Annotated in this window: 17 protein-coding genes; 7 read left to right on the top strand and 10 right to left on the bottom strand. The window is 58.7% G+C overall.

Translation table 11 applies throughout. The annotated features are described in order from the left end of the window. Positions 1–2: 2 nt before the first annotated feature. From yidD to rpmH, 3 genes are read right to left on the bottom strand one after another with little or no spacing between them, the layout of a single operon-like run. Positions 3–248 (bottom strand): membrane protein insertion efficiency factor YidD, encoded by a 246-nt coding sequence (yidD, locus tag AC0IW7_RS10240; RefSeq protein WP_122449903.1) that lies wholly within the window; start codon positions 246–248, stop codon positions 3–5. Next, positions 241–642: a ribonuclease P protein component gene (gene rnpA, locus AC0IW7_RS10235; protein WP_463384321.1), complete on the bottom strand. Its 402-nt coding sequence runs from the start codon at positions 640–642 to the stop codon at positions 241–243. The genes yidD and rnpA overlap by 8 nt, the downstream gene beginning before the upstream one ends. Before the next feature lie 16 nt (positions 643–658). After that, a complete protein-coding gene (rpmH, locus tag AC0IW7_RS10230; protein WP_002551315.1) occupies positions 659–793 on the bottom strand; it encodes a 50S ribosomal protein L34 in 135 nt (44 codons plus the stop codon). A gap of 535 nt (positions 794–1,328) precedes the next feature. On the opposite strand from rpmH, the gene dnaA reads away from it, so the two are divergent. From dnaA to gyrB, 4 genes are read left to right on the top strand one after another with little or no spacing between them, the layout of a single operon-like run. After that, positions 1,329–2,801 carry a chromosomal replication initiator protein DnaA gene (gene dnaA / locus AC0IW7_RS10225; RefSeq protein WP_471817636.1) on the top strand — a complete coding sequence of 491 codons (1,473 nt, stop codon included), beginning with the start codon at positions 1,329–1,331 and terminating at the stop codon, positions 2,799–2,801. 36 nt (positions 2,802–2,837) lie between these two features. Beyond that, positions 2,838–3,941 (top strand): DNA polymerase III subunit beta, encoded by a 1,104-nt coding sequence (gene dnaN, locus AC0IW7_RS10220; protein ID WP_122492277.1) that lies wholly within the window; start codon positions 2,838–2,840, stop codon positions 3,939–3,941. A gap of 16 nt (positions 3,942–3,957) precedes the next feature. Continuing rightward, positions 3,958–5,061 (top strand): DNA replication/repair protein RecF, encoded by a 1,104-nt coding sequence (gene recF / locus AC0IW7_RS10215; RefSeq protein WP_471817634.1) that lies wholly within the window; start codon positions 3,958–3,960, stop codon positions 5,059–5,061. Between the two features lie 4 nt (positions 5,062–5,065). Further along, the gene (gene gyrB, locus AC0IW7_RS10210) at positions 5,066–7,483 is read left to right on the top strand and encodes a DNA topoisomerase (ATP-hydrolyzing) subunit B (RefSeq protein ID WP_471817632.1); all 2,418 of its coding nucleotides are present in this window, start codon (positions 5,066–5,068) and stop codon (positions 7,481–7,483) included. Positions 7,484–7,582: 99 nt separating this feature from the next. Here gyrB and phoA read toward each other — a convergent pair whose 3' ends face one another. From phoA to glyQ, 5 genes are all read right to left on the bottom strand, one after another. After that, a complete protein-coding gene (phoA, locus tag AC0IW7_RS10205; protein WP_122492274.1) occupies positions 7,583–9,028 on the bottom strand; it encodes an alkaline phosphatase in 1,446 nt (481 codons plus the stop codon). A gap of 232 nt (positions 9,029–9,260) precedes the next feature. Beyond that, complete coding sequence (locus AC0IW7_RS10200) at positions 9,261–10,034, bottom strand: lysophospholipid acyltransferase family protein (protein WP_471817629.1); 774 nt, start codon at positions 10,032–10,034, stop codon at positions 9,261–9,263. 30 nt (positions 10,035–10,064) lie between these two features. After that, positions 10,065–10,601, bottom strand: coding sequence for a D-glycero-beta-D-manno-heptose 1,7-bisphosphate 7-phosphatase (gene gmhB / locus AC0IW7_RS10195; protein ID WP_471817627.1), 537 nt, complete (start codon positions 10,599–10,601; stop codon positions 10,065–10,067). 3 nt (positions 10,602–10,604) lie between these two features. Next, positions 10,605–12,659 (bottom strand): glycine--tRNA ligase subunit beta, encoded by a 2,055-nt coding sequence (gene glyS / locus AC0IW7_RS10190; RefSeq protein WP_471817625.1) that lies wholly within the window; start codon positions 12,657–12,659, stop codon positions 10,605–10,607. Then, positions 12,656–13,603: a glycine--tRNA ligase subunit alpha gene (glyQ, locus tag AC0IW7_RS10185; RefSeq protein WP_108095231.1), complete on the bottom strand. Its 948-nt coding sequence runs from the start codon at positions 13,601–13,603 to the stop codon at positions 12,656–12,658. Before glyQ ends, glyS begins: the two co-directional genes overlap by 4 nt. Before the next feature lie 88 nt (positions 13,604–13,691). Here glyQ and AC0IW7_RS10180 point away from each other — a divergent pair, with 88 nt between their 5' ends. The 3 genes from AC0IW7_RS10180 (at position 13,692) to AC0IW7_RS10170 (ending at position 15,647) form a co-directional block, all read left to right on the top strand. After that, positions 13,692–14,252 (top strand): DNA-3-methyladenine glycosylase I, encoded by a 561-nt coding sequence (locus AC0IW7_RS10180; protein ID WP_471817623.1) that lies wholly within the window; start codon positions 13,692–13,694, stop codon positions 14,250–14,252. Between the two features lie 155 nt (positions 14,253–14,407). Then, on the top strand, positions 14,408–15,295 hold the full coding sequence (locus AC0IW7_RS10175) for a lysophospholipid acyltransferase (protein WP_471817882.1): 888 nt from the start codon (positions 14,408–14,410) through the stop codon (positions 15,293–15,295). An 85-nt stretch (positions 15,296–15,380) separates the two neighbouring features. After that, entirely contained in the window at positions 15,381–15,647 is a 267-nt protein-coding gene (locus AC0IW7_RS10170; RefSeq protein WP_471817621.1) for a PilZ domain-containing protein, read from the top strand. Between the two features lie 14 nt (positions 15,648–15,661). Here the strand turns inward: AC0IW7_RS10170 and AC0IW7_RS10165 are convergent, their stop codons facing one another. After that, positions 15,662–15,982 carry a hypothetical protein gene (locus AC0IW7_RS10165; RefSeq protein WP_471817619.1) on the bottom strand — a complete coding sequence of 107 codons (321 nt, stop codon included), beginning with the start codon at positions 15,980–15,982 and terminating at the stop codon, positions 15,662–15,664. Positions 15,983–16,012: 30 nt separating this feature from the next. Further along, positions 16,013–17,386, bottom strand: coding sequence for a Trk system potassium transporter TrkA (gene trkA, locus AC0IW7_RS10160; protein WP_471817617.1), 1,374 nt, complete (start codon positions 17,384–17,386; stop codon positions 16,013–16,015). Between the last annotated feature and the right edge of the window lie 67 nt (positions 17,387–17,453).

Raw genomic sequence — 17,453 nt, 5'->3', positions numbered from 1 at the left:
GATTACTCGGCCATCGAAGGGGGTCGGGAAATGGGAGCGCCTGGAACCGGATCGTAACCGCCGGGATTCCACGGGTGACAACGGCCAAGCCGACGCAGAGTCAGCCAGCCACCGCGCATAAAACCATGGTGTTCAATGGCTTCATACGCGTAGCAGGAACAGCTGGGGTAGAAACGACAGTGACTGGCCATCAAAGGGCTGATGGCGTAGCGATAAACCTGAATGGACGCGAGGGCCAGTTTACGCATGGGGACTGTCGGTAACCCCTGATTGCGGGATAGCTTCCGGGCTCGGCTTGCTGCGTGCCAAGCGTTTCCAGAGTTTGCCGAACTGGTTTGCCAATTCAGTGTTCTCCAGATCACCTAGGCCTTTACGCGCGACAACCACGATATCCCAGCCAACCAGATTGTCCTGGTTGAGGCGGAATGAATCGCGGATGACGCGTTTGAGGCGGTTGCGTTCAACAGAGAGCTTGACGCTCTTCTTACCGATGACCAGACCCAGGCGGGGATGATCAAGATCGTTGTTGCGCGCTAGAAGCAGGACGTTTTTACCCGGAACCTTACCGCTGGGGGAGTCGAAGACTGTCTTGAATTGTCGAGGGGTTAGCAGGCGCTTTTCCCGACTGAAGTCTTGACTCACCACCGATGCCGAATTATCAGACGGCCAGACGCTTACGGCCTTTGGCGCGACGACGGGACAGAACAGCACGGCCGTTCTTGGTAGCCATACGGGCACGGAAACCGTGGGTGCGAGCGCGCTTGATAGTGCTGGGTTGGAAAGTGCGTTTCATGGTGCGTTACCTGGGTGGTCGACAACGGGCCGGAATGGCCCCCGTTTTAAGAGACCGGCGATTCTAGAGAAACCAGGCGGTCAGGTCAATTTCCAACCAGCATTTCTCTGATGGAAAGCGCGTAGATAAAGAATATTAAGAAGAGAGATTTAAATCTTTTTTAAAATGTTAACTACTCTTAGCAGCTGAGATTCTGTGGATAAAGTGCTGCGCCTATTGCTACGCCTGGCTTACAGCCAATGATAAGCCTGTCCAGAAGGCGTGTGTAGGCTGTACCAGAGCTGCGTATAAGCTGGGGATGAAAGGCGTTTTTATCCACAGCCGAGTTATGCACGGCTTTTTCCTACGGGTTGTCCCACGGCCTCCTGGCTAGTTATCCACAGACTTTAGTGATTCGCCGCTTCGTCAGTAAAAACGGAGTAAGGCATTGATTTTACGCGTCGAAAACGTTCGTCTCGTGTGGATAAGTAGGTTGGGCTGCGGGTACAATGCACCCTGTTTTGGGCGTTGCAGCCTATTTGGCTAGGGGATGTTTGTGTCGGTGGAACTTTGGCAGCAGTGTGTAGAGCTTCTACGCGACGAGCTGCCCGCCCAGCAATTCAATACTTGGATTCGTCCACTGCAGGTTGAAGCCTCCAGCGATGAATTGCGCGTGTTCGCACCCAACCGGTTTGTGCTGGATTGGGTGAATGAAAAATACATGAGCCGCCTGTTGGAGCTGCTGAATGAGCGCAGCGAAGGCATGGCGCCGGCCATCTCCTTATTAATAGGCAGCAAACGCGCCGCGGTTCCGCGGGCCACCATGTCGTCCCCTGCACCTCAGCCTATCAGCGCGCCAATTGCCGCGCCGGTTCGTGAGGAAGCGATGGCAGCGGCTGTCAGCAGCGAGCCGTCGCGTGCGAGCTTCGACCCTATGGCTGGGGCCAGTTCGCAAACCGCCCCCGTTCGTAATGAACGCTCCGTTCAGGTTGAAGGCGCGCTCAAGCACACAAGCTATCTGAACCGCACCTTTACCTTTGAAAACTTCGTTGAGGGCAAGTCCAACCAACTGGCGCGCGCGGCGGCGTGGCAGGTCGCGGATAATCCGAAGCATGGTTACAACCCATTGTTTCTATATGGCGGCGTTGGTTTGGGTAAAACGCACTTGATGCATGCGGTGGGCAACCACCTATTAAAGAAGAACCCCAACGCCAAGGTCGTGTACCTGCATTCCGAGCGCTTTGTAGCCGATATGGTGAAAGCGCTGCAGCTGAATGCCATTAATGAATTCAAACGGTTCTACCGTTCCGTCGACGCGCTGCTAATCGACGACATTCAGTTCTTCGCAAAAAAAGAGCGCTCCCAAGAAGAATTCTTCCACACCTTCAACGCGCTTCTAGAAGGCGGCCAGCAGGTGATTCTCACGAGTGACCGTTACCCGAAAGAGATCGAGGGCCTGGAAGAGCGTTTGAAGTCGCGCTTTGGCTGGGGCTTGACGGTCGCGGTCGAGCCGCCGGAGTTGGAAACGCGCGTGGCGATTCTGATGAAAAAGGCGGATCAGGCCAAAGTGGACCTGCCGCACGACGCCGCCTTCTTCATCGCTCAACGCATCCGCTCCAACGTACGCGAACTCGAAGGTGCGCTGAAACGCGTAATCGCCCACGCCCACTTCATGGGCCGCGATATCACCATCGAGCTGATTCGCGAGTCCTTGAAGGATCTGTTGGCGCTGCAAGACAAACTCGTTAGCGTCGACAACATTCAGCGTACCGTCGCTGAATACTACAAGATCAAGATTTCCGATCTGCTGTCCAAGCGGCGCTCCCGTTCCGTGGCGCGACCTCGGCAGGTGGCTATGGCGCTGTCTAAAGAATTGACCAACCATAGCCTGCCGGAGATCGGCGACGCGTTCGGCGGTCGTGATCACACCACGGTATTGCACGCTTGCCGTAAGATTGCTGAACTTAGGGAATCCGACGCGGATATCCGCGAGGACTACAAGAATCTGCTGCGCACGCTGACCACCTGACCTATTACGCAGCCCACGAGGCAAAGGGACTAGACCATGCATTTCACTATTCAACGCGAAGCCCTGTTGAAACCGTTGCAACTGGTCGCTGGCGTGGTTGAACGCCGGCAGACATTGCCGGTGCTGTCTAACGTGTTGTTGGTTGTTGAAGGCCAGCAGCTTTCGCTGACAGGTACGGATCTCGAAGTCGAACTGGTTGGCCGTGTAACGCTGGAAGAGCCGGCAGAATCGGGTGAGATCACCGTTCCGGCGCGCAAGCTCATGGATATCTGCAAAAGCCTGCCTAACGATGCGTTGATCGATATCCGCGTCGATGAAACCAAACTGGTGGTCAAGGCCGGCCGTAGTCGCTTCACTCTTTCCACTCTTCCCGCCAACGACTTCCCGACCGTTGAAGAAGGCCCAGGCTCGTTCACCTTCACGCTTATTCAAAGCAAGCTGCGTCGCCTTATTGAGCGCACCAGTTTCGCGATGGCTCAGCAGGACGTTCGCTACTACTTGAACGGTATGCTGATCGAAGTACAAACCGGTGTGTTGCGTGCCGTGGCTACCGACGGCCACCGTCTCGCAATGTGCTCGATGGAAGCCGGTATCGAACAGGCTGACCGTCACCAAGTGATCGTTCCGCGCAAAGGCATTCTTGAATTGGCGCGCCTGCTTACCGAGCAAGACGGCACCGTCGATATCGTGTTGGGTCAGCATCACATCCGCGCGACAACGGGCGAGTTCACCTTCACCTCCAAGCTGGTGGACGGCAAGTTCCCTGACTACGAGCGCGTGCTGCCTAAAGGTGGCGACAAATTGGTACTGGGTGATCGCCAAGCCCTGCGTGAAGCATTCAGCCGTACTGCAATTCTCTCTAACGAAAAGTACCGCGGCATTCGTCTGCAGTTGGCTAACGGTCTACTGAAAATCCAGGCGAACAACCCTGAACAGGAAGAAGCGGAAGAAGAAGTGGCCGTTGATTACAACGGTGGCTCGCTGGAAATTGGCTTCAACGTGAGCTATCTGCTCGACGTGTTGGGCGTGATGACTACTGAGCAGGTTCGCCTGATTCTGTCTGATTCCAACAGCAGCGCACTTGTGCAAGAGTCTGGCAACGATGACTCGGCATACGTCGTTATGCCGATGCGCCTCTGACCTGAATCGAGTTTAGATGTCCCTCAGCCGCGTTACGGTCACCGCGGTGCGCAACTTGCACCCGGTGACACTCTCTCCTTCCCCCCGCATCAACATCCTTTCCGGCGCAAACGGCAGCGGTAAAACCAGCCTGCTCGAAGCCATTCACTTGCTTGGTTTGGCGCGCTCGTTTCGCAGTGCTCGGCTGTTGCCGGTTATTCAGTACGAGCAGGAAGCGTGCACCGTGTTTGGCCAGGTCGAACTGGCGGAAGGCGGTTCCAGCAACCTGGGCGTTTCACGCGACCGCCAGGGTGAGTTTCAGATTCGAATTGATGGGCAGAATGCGCGTAGCGCTGCTCAGCTTGCTGAAGCGCTACCGTTGCAATTGATCAATCCGGACAGTTTTCGTTTGCTTGAAGGTGCTCCGAAAATACGCCGTCAGTTCCTGGACTGGGGAGTGTTCCACGTGGAACCTCGCTTTATGCCCGCGTGGCAAAGGCTCCAGAAGGCCCTCCGGCAGCGGAACTCGTGGCTGCGGCATGGTACACTTGACGCCGCTTCGCAGGCGGCCTGGGACCGCGAGTTATGTGTCGCTGGCGACGAAATTGATACCTATCGGCGCAGCTACATACAGGCCCTGAAGCCGGTATTCGAGGAAGTGCTTCATGAGCTGGTAGAGCTTGAAGGACTGACGCTTAGTTATTACCGAGGTTGGGACAAAGACCGGGATTTGCAAACGGTGCTCAGCTCGACACTGCAGCGCGACCAGCAACTTGGCCATACCCAGGCGGGACCTCAGCGAGCCGACCTACGTTTGCGTCTAGGCGCTAATAACGCTGCTGAAATTTTGTCGCGAGGCCAACAGAAGTTAGTGGTTTGCGCCCTGCGAATTGCCCAAGGGCACTTGGTTAGTCAGGCACGTCGCGGCCAGTGCATTTATCTGGTGGATGATTTGCCGTCCGAACTGGATGAGCAGCACCGAAACGCGTTGTGCCGTTTATTAGAAGATTTGAACTGCCAGGTATTTATTACCTGTGTAGACCATGAATTGTTGCGGGGGAGCTGGCGCACGGATACGCCAGTTGCCATGTTCCACGTGGAACATGGCCGTATCACCCAGACCCACGACCATCGGGAGTGAAGGCATGAGCGAAAATCAAACGTACGATTCGTCCAGCATCAAAGTGCTGAAAGGCCTGGACGCCGTACGCAAGCGGCCCGGTATGTACATCGGCGACACCGATGACGGCAGCGGCCTGCACCATATGGTTTTTGAGGTGGTCGACAACTCCATCGACGAAGCCCTCGCCGGGCATTGCGACGATATCAGCATCATCATCCACCCAGACGAATCCATCACCGTTCGCGACAACGGCCGTGGCATCCCGGTTGATGTGCATAAAGAAGAAGGCGTATCGGCGGCTGAGGTCATCATGACCGTGCTGCACGCTGGCGGTAAGTTCGATGACAACTCGTACAAGGTTTCCGGCGGCCTCCATGGCGTGGGTGTTTCCGTTGTAAATGCCCTCTCCGAGCTGCTGCTGTTGACCGTTCGCCGTAGCGGCAAAGTATGGGAGCAAACCTACGTGCACGGCGTGCCGCAGGCCCCCATGCGCACCGTGGGCGACACCGATAAAACCGGTACCGAGATTCACTTCAAACCGTCCGCCGAGACGTTCCAGAACATTCACTTCAGCTGGGACATTCTCGCCAAGCGTCTGCGCGAGCTGTCGTTCCTGAACTCTGGCGTCGGCATCGTTCTCAAAGACGAGCGCAGCGGCAAGGAAGAGCTGTTCAAGTACGAAGGTGGTCTGCGTGCGTTTGTTGAGTATTTGAATACCAACAAAACCCCGGTCAACCAGGTGTTTCACTTCAACGTTCAACGTGACGATGGCGTGGGTGTTGAAGTGGCGTTGCAGTGGAACGACAGCTTTAACGAAAACCTGCTGTGCTTCACCAACAACATTCCGCAGCGCGACGGTGGTACTCACCTCGCCGGTTTCCGCTCGGCGCTGACCCGCAACCTGAACGCTTATATCGAACAGGAAGGTCTGGCCAAGAAGCACAAGATCGCCACCACGGGTGACGATGCTCGTGAAGGCCTGACCGCCATCATTTCGGTAAAAGTGCCGGATCCAAAATTCAGCTCGCAGACCAAAGACAAACTGGTTTCTTCCGAAGTGAAAACAGCGGTCGAGCAGGAGATGGGCAAATACTTCTCCGACTTCCTGCTGGAAAACCCGAACGAAGCCAAAGCAGTCGTCGGCAAAATGATCGACGCCGCGCGCGCGCGTGAAGCCGCTCGTAAGGCACGCGAAATGACCCGCCGTAAGGGCGCGTTGGACATCGCCGGTTTGCCGGGCAAGCTGGCGGACTGCCAAGAGAAAGACCCTGCCCTCTCCGAACTTTACCTAGTGGAAGGGGACTCTGCTGGCGGCTCCGCCAAGCAGGGACGTAACCGTAAGACTCAAGCGATTTTGCCGCTCAAGGGCAAGATTCTGAACGTGGAACGTGCGCGTTTTGACCGCATGATTTCGTCGCAGGAAGTCGGCACGCTGATCACTGCCCTCGGGTGCGGTATCGGTCGTGAGGAATACAACATCGACAAACTGCGCTACCACAACATCATCATCATGACGGACGCCGACGTCGACGGCTCGCACATCCGTACGCTGCTGTTGACCTTCTTCTTCCGCCAATTGCCAGAGCTGGTTGAGCGCGGCTACATCTATATCGCTCAGCCACCGCTATACAAGGTCAAGAAAGGTAAACAAGAGCAGTACATCAAGGACGACGAGGCCATGGAGGAATACATGACCCAGTCGGCCCTCGAAGATGCCAGCTTGCACGTTAACGAGAACGACCCAGGAATTGGCGGCGAGCCGCTGGAGCGTCTGGTTAACAACTACCGCATGGTGATGAAGACGCTTAAGCGCCTGTCGCGCATCTACCCGCAAGAGCTCACCGAGCATTTCGTTTATCTGCCGGCCGTAAGCCTGGACGATCTGGGCAGCCAGGCGGGCATGCAAGCCTGGCTCGAGGAGCTCAACGAGCGTTTGCGCACCATGGAGAAATCGGGCTTGGTTTACAAAACCAACCTGCGTGAAGACCAGGAACGTCACCTCTGGCTGCCAGAGGTCGAACTCATCTCCCATGGCGTTTCAAACTTCGTCACCTTCAACCGCGACTTCTTCGCCAGTAACGACTACAAAACCGTTACCTCCCTGGGCGAGCAGTTGAACAGCTTGTTGGAAGAAGGCGCCTATGTGAAACGTGGCGAGCGCAAAAAGCCGGTCACCACCTTCAAAGAAGCGCTTAACTGGCTCCTCACCGAGAGCACCAAACGCCACAGCATTCAGCGCTACAAAGGGCTGGGCGAGATGAACCCCGACCAACTGTGGGAAACCACGATGGACCCGGACGCACGCCGGATGCTCAAGGTGACTATCGAAGACGCCATCAGCGCCGACCAAATCTTCAACACCCTAATGGGCGACGAAGTGGAACCGCGCCGCGAGTTCATCGAAGCCAACGCCTTGGCGGTGTCGAACCTGGACTTCTAAGCCCGGTTTTACGCACGACAAACAAAAACCCCAGCACATCGCTGGGGTTTTTGTTTTTAGCGCGCTAATCCGCCTTCCCTAGCGGTTTAACCGAGGGTGTTACTTCAAGCCCAGGGCATTACGCATGGTGAAGTACAGATCGGTTTGGTCAGTGAGCCCGGTGATGTTTGCGGCATGCGGGCCATACGCTGCAACGCGCAGTTGCGAGCCGGTGTGCTCCTGAGAGCTGCCTTCCGAGTTACCGTAGCTGACGGCCATTACTGCGCCGTCTTTGGTGTTAAGCGCTTGGGTAAGCCCTGGCGCCGAAGTGTCCAAGGCAACAATCTGGCTGGAATGCGCATGGTCGGCGGTCACGATAACCAAGGTGTTGCCATCGGCTTTGGCGAATGCCAGAGCCATCTGAACCGCTTCATCGAGGTCGACGGTTTCGCCGATCTGACCGCACGGGTTGGCGGCGTGGTCTTGTTTGTCGATGGACGCACCTTCCACCTGCAGGAAGAAACCGTTGCGGTTGTCTTTGAGCAAGTCGATGGCTTTAACCGTCATTTCAGCCAGCGTCGGGGTGCTGGCGGTACGTGCGGCGTTCGGTTGGCAGGTTACCGGCGCTTGGGTCAAGTTGCCGTGGTAAGTGGCAGTTGGGCCGATCCAGCGGGTTGGCATATTGCCTGGCGAGAACAGACCAATCACGGGTTGCTTCTGGTTGGCCACGCGGATTTTCTTCAGCTCTGCGGCATTGCTTACCAGAACGAAACCACGGGCGGCCGCCTGGTCGCGCAGGGTTTTGCCCGACCATTTGCCTGCCTTGGCCACTTCAGCGAAGGTCGCTGCGCCACCGCCGAGGGTGATGTCTGGGCGCACGTTCAGCAGTTGCTCGGTAATGGACCCAGCGCCGCCCTTCTCCAAGGCGTTGCTTGGGCATTGAACCGAGGTCGCCACCGGGCCATAGCATTTGCGGCCGGTCACGTGGGAAAACAGGGCCGCCGGCGTGGCGTCTTGCAATTCGGCGGTGGACACGTTGCCAGTAGCCATGCCGCGCAGCTTCGCCAGCTCCAGAATGGTTTGGTGCGGCTTTTCGTGGATGTCGACACCCAGGGCGCCGTTGTAGGTTTTCACGCCGGTGGACCACGCCGTGGCAGAGGCCGCCGAGTCGGTCACGTAGTCCGGCTTGCCGGTGTCTTTGTGCAACGCGTAGTGGGTGTACTGGCCGGTCAACGGCAGCGCGTCGATGCCTTTGAAGTAGCCACCCGCGCCCTCGGCGTAGTTACGTGCCAGGGTGATTTCCGAGTCGCCCATGCCATCGCCAATCAGCAAAATCACGTTTTTGGCTTTGCGGTCGGACAACGAGGCTTTGATCGAATCGGTCAGGTCGCGGCCCACACGGCGCGCGCCGGCGTACTCGGTGATGTCGCCACGGGCCTCACGGTTGTAGAGGCTCTTGCTGACTTTTTCTTTTTCGTCATGGTCGTGAGCGGCGCTAACGCCAGAGAACGACAGCAAGGCAGCGGAAACGGCGAGGGACAAAGCCAGCGGTAAGGCGGTAGTCATCTGAAGAATCCTTATGCAGATGGGCAGGAGAGAATTTGCTTCTCGCGACTACTGCCAGCAGCGCTGGACCGACGAGAAAAAATCAAGCAAACCGAGAGTAGGGATGCTTGATTAACGTCGCGTTACAGCGCGCGGGCGAACGGCAACGTTGTGCGCCATGCCCACCATTTGTGCCGACCTGAATGCAAAAACCCCGGCGCGGTGGCCGGGGTTTTTATCGACGCGATTATGGCTAGAGCTGAACCGGCGTTTCGGTCACTGGGTGCTCGCCGTACAGCGCGCCCATATCCCGTTGTGCCTGTTCCACCCAGGCGAAGGCGCGGTCGTTCAGTGCGGCAATGGCGCGTGGCCCGGTGCCTTCGGCGTGCATCACCGGGCCGATCATCACTTGAATGGTCCCAGGTTTTTTGCCCCAGCCTTGTTTGGGCCAGAACTCACCGGCGTTGTGGGCAATTGGCAACACCGGCAGGTTCGCATTGACCGCCAATGCGGCGCCACCGCGTGAGAACTTGCCAATCTGCCCCGCCGGCACGCGCGTGCCCTCGGGGAATATCAGCACCCAAATGTTTTGCTGCAAGCGCTCGTGACCCTGCTTCGCCAGCTCTTTTAGCGCGGCTTTTGGGTTGTTGCGGTCAATGGCGATGGGTTTGAGCATGGCCATGGCCCAACCGAAAAACGGTACGTACAGCAGCTCGCGTTTGAGTACTTGGCTGAGCGGCGCGAAGTAGCACGAGAGGAAAAAGGTTTCCCAGGTGCTTTGGTGTTTGGAGAGGATCACGCAGCGCTGGGTAGGCACGTTCTCAGCGCCATGCACTTCATAGCGAATGCCAAGCATGATCTCGGTGAGCTTCACGGCGAAGCGGCACCAGTTGACGTTGATGAAACGGTAGCGGGCTTCAAACGATTGGAAGGGCGCGACGAAGAAACTCAGGCTGCACCAGAGCAAGGCGCTGCCGCCGAGGAGGATATAAAAGAGGAAAATTCTGATGGCCAGCACGATCGACATTTAGCGTTATCCGTCGCGGGCAATCCCCGCCTATTGGGTGTGGAGTAACTGCGCGGCAACCGCCGCCAAATCGTCAAATATCAACGTCCCTTTCGGCAGCTCGCTGCCCAGGGTTCTTTCGCCTTTGCCGGTCTTCACCAGAACAGGCTGACAATCGACGGCCAGCGCGGCGTCCAGGTCACCTCGACTGTCGCCGACAAACCACACGCCTGCAAGATCTGTGTGGTAATGCGCAGCGATAGTTCGCAGCATGCCGGGTTTGGGTTTACGGCAGTCACAACCGTCGTGCGGCCCATGTGGACAATGCACCACCAGCCCCAGTTCACCGCCCTGCTCGGCCACCAGCGCACGCAACCGTGCGTGCATGGAATCGAGCACCGCTTCCGAGTAATAACCCCGTGCCAGGCCCGACTGGTTAGTGGCCACTGCCACCGTCCAGCCGGCCTTGCTCAGTTGCGCGATGGCCTCGACGGCGCCGGGGAGCGGAATCCACTCCTCGAGCGTTTTGATGTAGGCGTCGGAGTCGTGATTGATCACCCCATCGCGGTCGAGTATCAGCAACTTCACGGTTTACCCCAGCAGCGAAATGTCGGCGACGCCCAGGAACAGGCTGCGCAATTTAGCCAACAAGGCATAACGGTTTGCACGCACCGACGGGTCTTCAGCGTTGACCATAACGGCCGCAAAGAAGGCGTCCACCGGGTCACGCAGCGCCGCCAGCTGGGCCAGCGCTTCGCTGTACAAACGGGCCTGGGCCAACGGTTGTACGGCGTGGTCGGCTTGCTGAATCGCGGCATAAAGCGAGAACTCGCTAGGCGAATCGAAGTAATGCGCTTCAATGCCCGCCGCCACGGCGCCCTCGGCCTTGCTCAACAGGTTGGACACGCGCTTGTTGGCGGCGGCCAACGCGTCGGCTTCCGGCAGTTTGCGGAACGCCTGAACCGCTTGTACGCGTTGGTCGAAGTCCAGCGGCGACACCGGCGCTACTGCACGAACAGCCTGATACACGGCCACTTCCACGCCTTCGTCTTCATAACGGGCGCGCAGGCGGTCGAAGATGAAGTCTTGCACCTGGGAGGCGAGGCCGGCCGGTTTGACCTTGGCGCCGAATTGCTCGATGGCAAAACCGATGGTGGCGACCAGATCGAGGTCGATTTTCTTCTCGATCAGGATGCGCAAAATACCCAGCGCAGCACGACGCAAGGCGTAGGGGTCTTTGCTGCCGGTGGGCAGCATGCCGATGCCGAAAATACCTACCAGCGTATCGAGCTTGTCGGCGATCGCCACCGCCGCGCCCGTGAGCGTGGTGGGCAGCTCGGCGCCGGCGCCGCGTGGCATGTACTGCTCGTTCAGTGCCAGGGCAACGTCCTGCGGCTCGCCGTCATTCAGCGCGTAGTAGTAGCCAGCGATACCCTGCATTTCCGGGAATTCGCCGACCATTTCCGTGGCCAGGTCGCACTTGCTCAGCAAACCGGCGCGGGCAGCCCAGCGGCTATCGCCACCGATGCGGGCGGCGATAAAGGCAGCTAGCAGGGAAACGCGCTCGGCTTTGTCGAACACCGAACCCAGCTGCGCCTGGAACACCACATTGGCGAGGCGCGCGTTGAAGGTGTCGAGCTTCTGCTTCTTGTCTTGCTTGAAAAAGAACTCGGCGTCGGTCAGACGCGGACGAACCACTTTCTCGTTGCCCGAGATGATTTGCGCCGGGTCTTTGCTCTCAACGTTGGCCACGGTAATAAAGCGCGGCAACAGCAGGCCGTTGGCGTCCAGCAGGCAGAAGTACTTCTGGTTGTCCTGCATGGTGGTGATCAAGGCTTCTTGCGGCACCGCCAGGAAGCGCTCTTCAAACGAGCACACCAGCGGCACCGGCCACTCGACCAACGCGGTAACTTCGTCGAGCAACGCAGGCGGCACGATGGCGGTGCCGTGTTGCTCGGCGGCCAGCGCGTCGACGCGCTTGCTGATCAAGCTGCGGCGCTCGGCAAAGTCAGCCAGTACATAGGCACCGCGCAGGTCTTCCAGGTAAGCGGCTGGCGAGCTGATGCGCACGCTTTCGGGATGATGGAAGCGGTGACCGCGCGACTCGCGGCCGGCTTTCTGGGCCAGAATCTCGCAGTCCACTACGTCGTCGCCAAACAGCATGACGAGCCATTGGGTTGGCCGTACGAACTCTTCTTTGCGCGCGCCCCAACGCATGCGTTTGGGAATCGGCAGGTCATTCAGCGAGGCGCTAACGATGCCGGCCAGCAGGCCCACGGCGGGTTGGCCAGGAATGCTTTGGCTGAATTTTAGTTTCGCGCCGCTGCGATCAATGGCGGAAATATCCACGCCGCATTTTTTTGCGAAACCAAGGGCCGCCTGAGTGGGGTTGCCGTCAGCGTCGAAGGCGGCCTGAACGGGAGGGCCGTCCAGATTGACGCTGCGATCCGGCTGCTGCTCGGCCAGTTGATCAATGATCACGGCCAGACGGCGAGGCGCTGCGTACACACGGCTGCCGGTGTAGCTCAGCCCCGCGCTTTTAAGGCCTTTCTCGATGCCGGCCAGAAAGGCGTCACCGAGGGTTTTCAGGGCTTTGGGTGGCAGCTCTTCGGTGCCCAGTTCAACCAGAAAATCACGTGCACTCATTCTGCTGCCTCCAGCTTGGCCAATACTTCATCGCGCAGATCGGGTGCCGCCATCGGGAAGCCGAGGCGGGCACGCGCTTGCAGGTAGCTCTGGGCTACCGAGCGAGCCAATGCCCGCACACGAAGGATGTATTGCTGACGGGCAGTCACCGAAATCGCGCGGCGAGCATCGAGCAGGTTGAAGGTGTGCGAGGCCTTGAGCACCATTTCGTAGGTCGGCAGCGGCAGCTGCAACTCGATCAGGCGATTGGCTTCGCTTTCATAGAAATCGAACAGCTCGAACAGCTTGTCGACGTTGGCGTGTTCGAAGTTGTAGGTGGACTGCTCCACCTCGTTCTGATGGAACACATCGCCGTAGGTGACCTTGCCGAACGGGCCGTCGGTCCACACTAGGTCGTAGACCGAATCCACGCCCTGCAGGTACATGGCCAGGCGCTCGAGACCGTAGGTGATCTCGCCGGTCACCGGGTAGCACTCGATGCCGCCTACTTGCTGGAAATAGGTGAACTGGGTGACTTCCATGCCGTTGAGCCAGATTTCCCAGCCCAGACCCCAGGCGCCGAGGGTCGGCGATTCCCAGTTGTCTTCAACGAAACGGATGTCGTGCACCAGCGGATCAAGCCCAATGCGTTTGAGCGAGCCGAGGTACAGCTCTTGGAAGTTGTCCGGATTGGGTTTTAGCACTACCTGGAATTGGTAGTAATGCTGCAAGCGGTTGGGGTTTTCGCCGTAGCGGCCATCACCGGGACGGCGGCTGGGTTGAACGTAGGCGGCGTTCCAGGTTTCCGGGCCGACGGCGCGCAGAAACGTGGCGGTGTGGAAGGTGCCGGCGCCGACTTCCATATCGTAAGGCTGAAGCACCACACAACCTTGCTCGGCCCAATACTGTTGAAGGGCGAGGATCAGATCTTGGAAGGTGCGCACGGCAGGCGTAGGCTGGCTCACTAATTTCACCTGTACTGAGGGCGACAGAAAGGGTGGGAGTATACCCGATTCATCCCGCAAACCACCCTCGCCCTCCCCTAGGAGCCCTATGCCACGCTGCTTCTGGTGCAATGAAGACCCGCTTTACATCACCTACCACGACCAGGAATGGGGCGTACCGCAACGCAATGCGCAGCACCTGTTCGAGATGCTGCTGCTCGAAGGCTTTCAAGCCGGGCTGTCGTGGATAACCGTATTAAAGAAGCGCGAACGCTATCGCCAGGTGCTGTTTGGTTTCGACCCGCAGCGTCTGGCGCAACTGAGTGATGAAGAAATAGCCGTGCTGATGCAAGACCCCGGCATCATTCGCAATCGACTCAAGCTCAACGCTGCACGGCAGAACGCGGCGGCCTGGTTGCGCTTGCCTGATCCAGTTGGGCTGCTGTGGTCATTTGTTGGCGGCGTGCCTAAGGTCAACCACTTCCCGGGCCGCAGCCATGTGCCCGCCGTAACGCCGGAAGCCGAGGCCATGAGCAAGGCGCTGAAGAAAGCCGGCTTCACGTTTGTTGGCCCCACCATTTGCTACGCCTTTATGCAGGCCACCGGCATGGTCATGGACCACACCCAGGATTGCGACCGCTACGCCGAACTCACCGCACACCATCGGTAGGAGCCAGCTTGCTGGCGAACCGTGCAACGCAGATCTCCGGGGTTTGCAGGGTTCGCCAGCAAGCTGGGCTCCTACAAGGTGTGGAATTGCCGGCCATAACCGAAGCGGCTCAAGGTGGTTACAATGCGCGCCTGTTCGAATGTGTGGAGTACGTGGTGGAGAAGTTCAAAGGTGCGTTGATCGTGGGGTTTCTGCGTCTGTTCGCCTTGCTGCCGTGGCGAGCGGTGCAGGCCTTGGGCAACCTGATCGGCTGGTGCATGTGGCGCTTCCCCACCCGCTCGCGCGCCGTTGCCGATATCAACCTGCGCAAATGTTTTCCCGAGTTGGACGCCGCTGCCCACGACCGCTTGCTGCGCAAAGCGCTAATGGACATTGGCAAAACGCTGACCGAAAGTGCCTGCGCCTGGGTTTGGCCGGCGCAGAAATCACTCAAGCTGGTGCGTGAAGTTGAAGGCCTGGATGTGCTGGAAGCGGCCCTTGCGTCCGGCAAAGGCGTGGTGGGCATTACCAGCCACCTCGGCAACTGGGAAGTGCTCAACCACTTCTATTGCAACCAGTGCAAACCGATCATTTTCTACCGTCCGCCAAAGCTCAAAGCAGTCGATGACCTGCTGCGTAAGCAACGTGTGCAACTGGGCAACCGGGTCGCGCCGTCGACCAAAGAAGGCATCCTCAGCGTCATTAAAGAAGTTCGCCGAGGCGGCGCGGTCGGCATTCCCGCCGACCCTGAGCCGAGCCTGTCGGCTGGCCTGTTCGTGCCGTTTTGCGCCATCGAGGCGCTGACCAGTAAATTCGTTCCGGGCATGCTCGCCGGCGGTAAAGCGGTCGGCGTGTTCTTGCATGCGCTGCGCCTGGAAGACGGGTCGGGCTACAAAGTCATCCTCGAAGCCGCGCCCGAAGGCATGTACAGCGAAGACACCCGCGAGGCGGTCGCTTCTATGAGTCAGGTCGTCGAGCGCTATGTGCGCGCTTACCCAAGCCAGTACATGTGGACGATGAAGCGCTTCAAGAAACGTCCCGAGGGTGAGGAGCGCTGGTACTAACTGGCCAATTGCCGGGCTCGCTGCACTAGGCGAGCGCGGCAATTTGCGTTATTAACAGGGACCGTTGACCAGGAAGCCGGGCTCTATGTCCAACCAGCGACAATCGCCACGCACCTCACTGAAGTGCCGGATCAAAATCAGCCACCCAAGCTTCGGTGAGCTGCTCGCCCAGACCCGCGATCTTTCCGATGGCGGCGTATTCGTTAAACACGAACAACTCACCAGCCTCGTGCTCGGCGACATCGTCACCGGGCAGGTGCAAGACCTGCCCATCGAGGCGCCCGTGTTGCAGATGGAAGTGATGCGGGTGAATGGCGATGGCGTAGGGCTGCGGTTTATTCGCGAAGACTGAGCACCGTGGGCCGTTTATTCCGAGCCCTGTGCTTTATTCAGCTTTCGCACGAATACCGTCATTTCCTTCTCGGCCTGCTTATCGCCGTGAACCTGCGCGGCGGCGATGCCTTGCTGCCACGCGGCACGCGCTGCCGCCGTGTCGCCAAGCCCCGAATGGGCTTTGCCCAATAGCTTCCAGGCCGCCGAATAATTGGCATCGAATTCGACGCAGCGCTGCAGGTGTTCGGCTGCTTTGGCGTGCTCGTTGAGGTCCAGATATCCCTTGCCTAGGCCAAAACGCAGCAAGGCATTGTCGATGCCTTTGCCGAGCATTTTTTCGAGAGATTCGAGCACGCGGGCCTCGGCTTATTTGCAGTCGCGCAATTAGAAGAACGTCAAGCCAACCTGGAACAGCCGCTCGACGTCGCGAATATATTTCTTGTCCACCAAAAACAGAATCACGTGATCGCCCGACTCGATCACCGTCGCGTCGTGGGCGATCAGCACTTCCTCGTCGCGCACCAGTGCGCCAATCGTGGTGCCCGGCGGCAAGGCGATGTCGCCGATGGCCTTGCCGATCACCTTGCTCGACTTCGCGTCGCCATGGGCGATGGCTTCGATGGCTTCCGCTGCACCGCGGCGCAGGGAATGCACGCTGACGATATCGCCGCGGCGCACGTGCGCCAGCAAGGTGCCGATGGTGGCGAGCTGCGGGCTGATGGCGATATCGATTTCACCGCCCTGCACCAGGTCGACGTACGCCGGGTTGTTAATCAGCGTCATCACCTTGCGCGCGCCCAGGCGCTTGGCCAGCAGCGAGGACATGATGTTGGCTTCGTCATCATTGGTGAGCGACAGGAAGATGTCGGCGTCGCTGATGTTTTCTTCCACCAATAGGTCGCGGTCCGAGGCGCTGCCCTGCAGCACGATGGTGCTGTCCAGCGTCTCGGACAGATACCGACAACGCGCCGGGTTCATCTCGATGATTTTGACTTGGTAGCGGCTTTCAATCGCCTCGGCCAGGCGTTCGCCAATGTGGCCGCCGCCAGCGATCACGATGCGTTTGTTGTTGTCCTCGAGCCGGCGCATTTCACTCATAACCGCGCGTATGTGCGCCTTGGCGGCAATGAAAAACACTTCGTCATCCGCTTCGATCACGGTATCGCCGCGCGGCAGAATCGGCCGGTCACGCCGGAAAATGGCGGCAACGCGGGTGTCGACGTTGGGCATGTGCTCGCGCAATTGGCGCAATTGTTGGCCCACCAGCGGCCCGCCGTAATAAGCCTTCACCGCCACCAATTGCGCTTTGCCTTCAGCGAAGTCGATGACTTGCAGCGCACCTGGGTGCTCGATCAGGCGTTTGATGTAGTTGGTTACCACCTGCTCGGGGCTGATCAGCACGTCGACGGGAATGGCGTCGTTATCGAACAGGCCGGAGCGCGTGAGATACGCGGCTTCGCGCACGCGGGCGATTTTCGTCGGGGTGTGGAACAGCGTGTAGGCCACCTGGCAGGCGACCATGTTCACTTCGTCGCTGTTGGTGACGGCCACCAACATGTCGGCGTCGTCAGCGCCAGCCTGGCGCAGCACGGTCGGGAACGAGCCTTTGCCTTGAATGGTGCGGATATCCAGACGGTCGCCCAGGTCGCGCAAGCGGTCGCCGTCGGTGTCGATCACGGTGATGTCGTTGTGTTCGCTGGCCAGGTGCTCAGCCAACGTGCCGCCCACCTGACCGGCGCCGAGAATAATGATCTTCATCCGTGTGCATTCCTAAAGCGGCAGATAGCGAAGCGGAAACGGCCTCGAAAATAGCAGACCTGTACCG

The organism is Pseudomonas sp. AC229, assembly GCF_979254655.1.
This window is presented reverse-complemented; position numbering and strand designations above follow the sequence as displayed.

Excerpts from the sequence above, each read along its gene's own strand:
- yidD (WP_122449903.1), bottom strand. The coding sequence starts at position 248 with ATGCGTAAACTGGCCCTCGCGTCCATTCAGGTTTATCGCTACGCCATC.
- rpmH (WP_002551315.1), bottom strand. The coding sequence starts at position 793 with ATGAAACGCACTTTCCAACCCAGCACTATCAAGCGCGCTCGCACCCAC.
- dnaN (WP_122492277.1), top strand. The coding sequence starts at position 2,838 with ATGCATTTCACTATTCAACGCGAAGCCCTGTTGAAACCGTTGCAACTG.
- recF (WP_471817634.1), top strand. The coding sequence starts at position 3,958 with ATGTCCCTCAGCCGCGTTACGGTCACCGCGGTGCGCAACTTGCACCCG.
- gyrB (WP_471817632.1), top strand. The coding sequence starts at position 5,066 with ATGAGCGAAAATCAAACGTACGATTCGTCCAGCATCAAAGTGCTGAAA.
- phoA (WP_122492274.1), bottom strand. The coding sequence starts at position 9,028 with ATGACTACCGCCTTACCGCTGGCTTTGTCCCTCGCCGTTTCCGCTGCC.
- AC0IW7_RS10200 (WP_471817629.1), bottom strand. The coding sequence starts at position 10,034 with ATGTCGATCGTGCTGGCCATCAGAATTTTCCTCTTTTATATCCTCCTC.
- glyS (WP_471817625.1), bottom strand. The coding sequence starts at position 12,659 with ATGAGTGCACGTGATTTTCTGGTTGAACTGGGCACCGAAGAGCTGCCA.
- AC0IW7_RS10180 (WP_471817623.1), top strand. The coding sequence starts at position 13,692 with ATGCCACGCTGCTTCTGGTGCAATGAAGACCCGCTTTACATCACCTAC.
- AC0IW7_RS10170 (WP_471817621.1), top strand. The coding sequence starts at position 15,381 with ATGTCCAACCAGCGACAATCGCCACGCACCTCACTGAAGTGCCGGATC.
- trkA (WP_471817617.1), bottom strand. The coding sequence starts at position 17,386 with ATGAAGATCATTATTCTCGGCGCCGGTCAGGTGGGCGGCACGTTGGCT.